Source organism: Acidobacteriota bacterium, from assembly GCA_034211275.1.
Classification (GTDB): domain Bacteria; phylum Acidobacteriota; class Thermoanaerobaculia; order Multivoradales; family JAHZIX01; genus JAGQSE01.
Map to the genome: position 1 here is coordinate 1 of JAXHTF010000295.1, position 5,249 is coordinate 5,249.

The 5,249-nt window shown below is 65.9% G+C and carries 4 protein-coding genes; 2 read left to right on the forward strand and 2 right to left on the reverse strand.

Features of this window, described 5'->3' with window-relative positions:
• The first annotated feature begins 257 nt into the window (after positions 1-257).
• Positions 258-917 carry a M15 family metallopeptidase gene (locus tag SX243_24975; protein ID MDY7096242.1) on the forward strand — a complete coding sequence of 220 codons (660 nt, stop codon included), beginning with the start codon at positions 258-260 and terminating at the stop codon, positions 915-917.
• Positions 918-951: 34 nt separating this feature from the next.
• On the opposite strand, the gene SX243_24980 is transcribed toward SX243_24975, so the two are convergent.
• Together SX243_24980 and SX243_24985 are read right to left on the reverse strand one after the other, a co-directional pair.
• Positions 952-3,183 carry an acetyl-CoA hydrolase/transferase C-terminal domain-containing protein gene (locus SX243_24980; GenBank protein MDY7096243.1) on the reverse strand — a complete coding sequence of 744 codons (2,232 nt, stop codon included), beginning with the start codon at positions 3,181-3,183 and terminating at the stop codon, positions 952-954.
• Between the two features lie 151 nt (positions 3,184-3,334).
• Entirely contained in the window at positions 3,335-3,823 is a 489-nt protein-coding gene (locus tag SX243_24985) for an MgtC/SapB family protein (GenBank protein MDY7096244.1), read from the reverse strand.
• Between the two features lie 187 nt (positions 3,824-4,010).
• Here SX243_24985 and SX243_24990 point away from each other — a divergent pair, with 187 nt between their 5' ends.
• The gene (locus tag SX243_24990; protein ID MDY7096245.1) at positions 4,011-5,225 is read left to right on the forward strand and encodes a VWA domain-containing protein; all 1,215 of its coding nucleotides are present in this window, start codon (positions 4,011-4,013) and stop codon (positions 5,223-5,225) included.
• Positions 5,226-5,249 lie beyond the last annotated feature (24 nt).

Sequence of the window (5,249 nt, forward strand, 5' to 3'; positions counted from 1 at the left end):
CATGGTGACCGCCGCCGGGCGCCAGATCCTCGGCGAGCGCAGCTCGGACCGGGTTTCGCTGTGGATCTTCGACGGTTCCCACGACGTCATCTACAACGCCGGTCTCTCGTGGCTGGCTCAGCATCGCAATGAATGATCCCCAGGCTCTCCTCCGAATCGCCCTGTCGAATTGACGAAAGGCCTCTATGACACCGACCCCCAGGACATCGAGAAATTCTCATTTCAACCATCCGGTCCTCTGGCTCCTGGCTCTCCTGGTGAGTCTCGCTGCTAGCGGAGCCGCAGCCGACTCCCAGGGGCTGACGGAGCTCGAGCAAAGGATGGCGGACCGGGGGCTGGTGGACGTCCGGAGCCTCGATCCGACCATCGCCTGCGAGCTCAAATACACAACGGCAGCTAATTTCATGGGCGAGGACGTCTATGGCGACATGGAGCAATGCTTCCTGCTGAAGGACGCTGCCCGGCGTTTGGCGGTGGCCAGCGCCGAGCTACGGAAGCACTATCCGGAGCTCCATCTGGTAGTGGTGGACGCCCTCCGTAGCCGAAGGGTCCAGCGCCGCATGTGGGCCCTGGTGAAGGACACGCCCCAACAGCCTTACGTGGCCAACCCCGCCGGCGGCTCGATGCACAACTACGGGGCGGCGGTGGATATCACCCTCGCCGACCGCCAGGGCAACCGCCTCGACATGGGGACGCCGCTGGATCACTTCGGTCCCCTGGCCCAGGTGCGCCTGGAGGAGAAGTACCGCCAGAGCGGAGACCTCAGCGACGAGCAGCTGGCCAACCGGCTGGTGCTGCGGCAGGTGATGGTTCGGGCGGGCTTCCAGCAGCTGGCCATCGAATGGTGGCATTACAACGCCTGGGACAAACACTACGTGCGCAAGCATTTCTCCATCGTCGAGAGCTACTGGCAGTAGAACTGCACCGCAGATCTGAGCCAAGCAGCGTGGGTCAGAGCAGCCCCGCCCGCGCCAACCCCAGGAGCACCGCCCGCCGCTGCAGCCGTTGGGACAGGTCCTGCGGTTTCTCCAATCCCATGCGCTGGAGATAGGGCCGGGCGCTGGCGGGGGAGCGGAAGCTGCGAGCCAGCGAGCGGGCGAGGTCCGGGAGCCGGGACGGCGCGTAGCCGCCGAGGTGCTGGAGGGGCCGCAGGGAGCGCAGGGCCTGGGCCAGGTCGACCTCGACCTCTTCGAGCTCCGACCCCAAAGGAAAGCGCGGGCAGAAGCCGTCCCGGCGGTAGGGGGCCAAGGCGTCCTCCAGGCGCTCCGGCCGGTTGCTGCGGCAGCGGTCGGAGAGGCGATAGTCCCGGGGCAGCTTGCCGGCGCTCTGGGCTTGGCCCACGATCTCTTCCTGAAAGCGGGCGTCGGTGATGGCGAGGATCGCTTCGACAACCTCCCGGTCGGTGCGACCCCGGAGGTCGGCGACGCCGTATTCCGTGACCACCAGATCCCGCTGGTGACGGGGAATGGTGACGTGGCCGTAGCTGTAGCGCAGGTTGGAGCGCAGCCGCCGGCCGTCGTGGCGGGTGCTGGGCAGCATCAACACGGAACGGGCCTCGTCCAGGCGGTGGGCCATGGTCACGAAGTCGTGCTGGCCGCCGACGCCGCTCACCACCCGGCCGTCCTCCAAAGCGTCGGAGACGGCGGCGCCGAGGGCGGTGACCATCATGGTTTCGTTGAGGAAGCGGGCATGGCGCCGCTGGGCTTGTTTGAGGGCACGGTCACCGCCGAGGCGGTTGGTCCAGGAGATCCGGGTCATGGCAAGTTCGCGGCGGGCCTCTAGGGGCAGGTCCCGCAGGCCCTGATAGAAGGCCTGGGAGCCGAAGAAGAAGCCGGCGTGGGCGACGGCGCCGCCGAGGAGCCGGGAGCCCAGAAAACCCTCGGCGATGGCCCGGCGCCGGGCTTCGGTGGTGACTTCGGCGGCCACCGCCGAGACCCCCGGCCGGTGCAGCTCGCCGTCCACGAGCTCGACATCCTGGGCCAGAACTCCCAGCCGCCGCAGGCGAGCGACGGTGGCTTCGTCCCAGACCTCGGGGACCGCCCCCTGCTCGGCCATCTCTTCGAGCAGCGAGGCGCCCGGCACCGCCAAATCTTCTCCAACTTTCGGCTCCAGGGCGTCCACCGCCCGCTGCAACCCTGCATCCGGATAGGCTCGGCGTTGCAGAATTCCCTCCTGGTAGAGGGCGAGAAGGCCCTCCACGAGCATCTCGGTGCTGGCGAAGAGGCCCCGGCGGAAGGGGCTTTGGCCACCGATTCCGCTGGCAGCCTCCACCGCGGCCGCTGGCCCGGCGTCGGCGAGGAGCTGGCGGTAACGCTGGTTGCTGCCATGGCGCCGGACGAGCATGTGGCAGACGGCGTCGCTGAGGGTGCCGATGCCCAACTGCAGCGTGCCACCGTCGCGAATCAGTGTGCTGGCCCACAGACCTACTAACCAGGCGGCGGTGTCCGGTGGCCGCTTGGGCATACTGAAGAGAGGGAAATCCAGGCTGGGCTCGTCGAGGACCGCGTCGAAGACGCTCTCCGGCACCTCGGCGTCGCCGGGCATGTAGGGCAGCCGGCGATTGGTCTGGGCCACCACCGCTACCCCCTCGCCGCGGCGCCGGCGCCCGGCGAAGTAGGGCAGCAGATCGAGGGTCAGGTCGGGATTGGACGAGAGGCTGAACGAGCGCTGGCCGGTAGCCACCGGATTTTCCGGCGGCGCCACCAGCTGGGCGAGGACGTCGAGGCCGTTCCGCCGCAGGGCGTCGGCGACGTCACCGTAGTTGTCCGAGACATAGCTCTGCTGGGCCACCGGATTGCCCAGCAGGCTGCCCGGTGGATAGTAGAACTCGATGACGCGGACATTCTCCGGCAGCTCCCCGCGACGCCGGGCGGTGACGTAGTCGAGGGCGGGCCACGCTCCGTACAGGCGTTCGCGGAGAGGCTCCACCAGGCGGCGTTCGAGCTCGCTGCTCCAGCTCGGTGGCTCGGGGGAGAGGGCAGTGAAGATCTCGAGGCGCAGGGAGGAGTCCTCACAGGCGCGCCGATAGAGCTCGTTGACCAGGTGGTTGGGTTTGCCGAGCCCCAGGGGTAGCCCGACGTGGAGAGCCCTGTGGCGCCGGGAATCGGCGGTGCGCTGGAGAATGAGGTCGACGCAGTGGGCGGCGCTGCGGCAGGAGAGGGGGCGGGGGTCGGGTTGGCTCATGGGGCTCCGGTGGGTTGGACTGCTAGTGGCCTGTTTGGGAAGAGACGTTCAGCTGACTTCGCCCCTGCAAGAAGCTCCACTGCACCGGCCGGCTTCTCCCTGGTGGAAGATCCCCCGAGGCTGCGGACGGGGATGGAAAACGACCGGCCGCTCAATCTTCGGAGTCGGCCTGGGGTTCCACGTGCTCGGCTTCGATACGGCCCAGCACCCGCAGCGTGAGCCAGATCAGGACGGTTGCGCCGACGGCGGTGAGGTATTGGTCGAGGGCGCAGGCAATGCCGATGCCAGCGGTGAAGAAGAGGGAGGCGGCGGTGGTCAATCCCTCCACGCGGTTGGCGTCCTGAGGGCGCAGGATGGTGCCCGCCCCCAGTACCGCGACGCCGGTGACCACGGCCTCGAGGACGCGCAGGGGGTCGGCCTGGATCAAATCCCAGGAACTGCCGTGAGCCTGTTGGATCATCAGCTCCGAAAGCCCCACCAGCAGGCTCGAAGCCGCGCCCACCAACATGTGGGTGCGGATGCCCGCGGGCTTGTCCGCCAGCTCCCGCTCGAGACCGATGACGCCCCCGAGCAACAGGGCGATGATCACCTGGCCGAGAATGACGAGCTCGGGGAGGAGGGAGGGGAAGAAATCATTCATGATGGTTCTTTCGAGGATCTCGGGCTTGTGACAGTCCTGGCTCGGATGGAGATGCCAGGAACGTGCCAAGGCTCTCCGGGCGGGGAGGCCGGGGAGGTCGTTGGTATGGTTTTCGCAACTATTGATCTATCGAGACGATCACACATCGTCCGTCGCTCGCGAAAATCGAACCTCATAGGAGGTATCCATGACATTTCTTTCGCATGTTCTCATGACCGCTTCCGGCAGCAAGGCCGACAGCTGCGCCAGACACGACGGTGGCCGTCTGTTTCCGATGCTGCTGACGACCTTTCTCTGCTTCCTCGCCGCACTGATCACCGTCCCGGTTCAGGCTCAAATGGCCGAGGCCGAGAGCACCCAAGCCCAGGCGGAACGCTTCGGGGACCGGGTCGAGGTCCAGGAGGTCTTGATCGACGCCCTGGTGACGGACGGTCAGGGCAAGGCGGTGCTGGGCCTCGACAAGGACGACTTCATCGTGCGGGAGGAAGGTGAGCCGGTGGAGATTCAGGACGTGACCTTCTACACCAATCGCCGATTCCTGGCCTCCAGCGACGATGCCAGCACCACGGGAATGAACGCCGAGGTCACCCCGATTAACCGATACTTCATCCTCTTCTTCCATCACCAGCGGCATCTGCTGCCGCGGTTGGGAGCCAATCTCTTGGACGCCGGCCATCGCGCTCAGCAATGGGTGCGCTCGCTCCAGCCCGACGATTACGTGGCCGTCGTCAGCTATTTTCCCAAGTACAACCTGCTCGACTTTACCAACGATGCCGACGTCCTGACGACTGCCATCGATCAGGCGATACAGGGCAAAGACTTCGCCATCGACGCTCCGTTGCGGGAGGCTGGAATTCCCTCTCTGGCGGAGTATTTACCGAAGGGCGACGTGGACCGGATCTACGAAGCTCTGGCGATGACCGCCGAAGCGGCGGGAGCCGTGCGCGGCCGTAAGAATCTCGTGCTCTTCAGCATCGGTTTCGGTGAGGTGGATAGCTTCGGCTTCTACCGGCCGGACACTCGTTACTATCCGGAGATGATCCAAACCCTCAACGATAACAACGTGGCAGTCTACCCCGTCGATCTACTGGCCACCGACGTCAGCCCATCGCTACGGGCTAATCGTTTCGACCACGTGCTTTCCCGCATGGCCTGGGAGAGCAGCGGTGAGTTCTACTTCAACTTCACCAACTATCTGACTCCCCTGGAGCAGGTGGCGGAAGACAATACTGGGTATTACTTGATCAGCTTTGCTCCCCACGGCGAGCAACAAGCAGGCGAGTATCAAGAGGTAGAGGTGGAAACCCTCAACTCCAACTTCGAGGTGAAGGCCCGCGAGGGCTACGTGGTGGGCGATGAATACGCCTACGGCGATAGGGACGGAATGGGGGCCGGGCGCTGACCCCGTCCCGGCGGCACCTCCCCT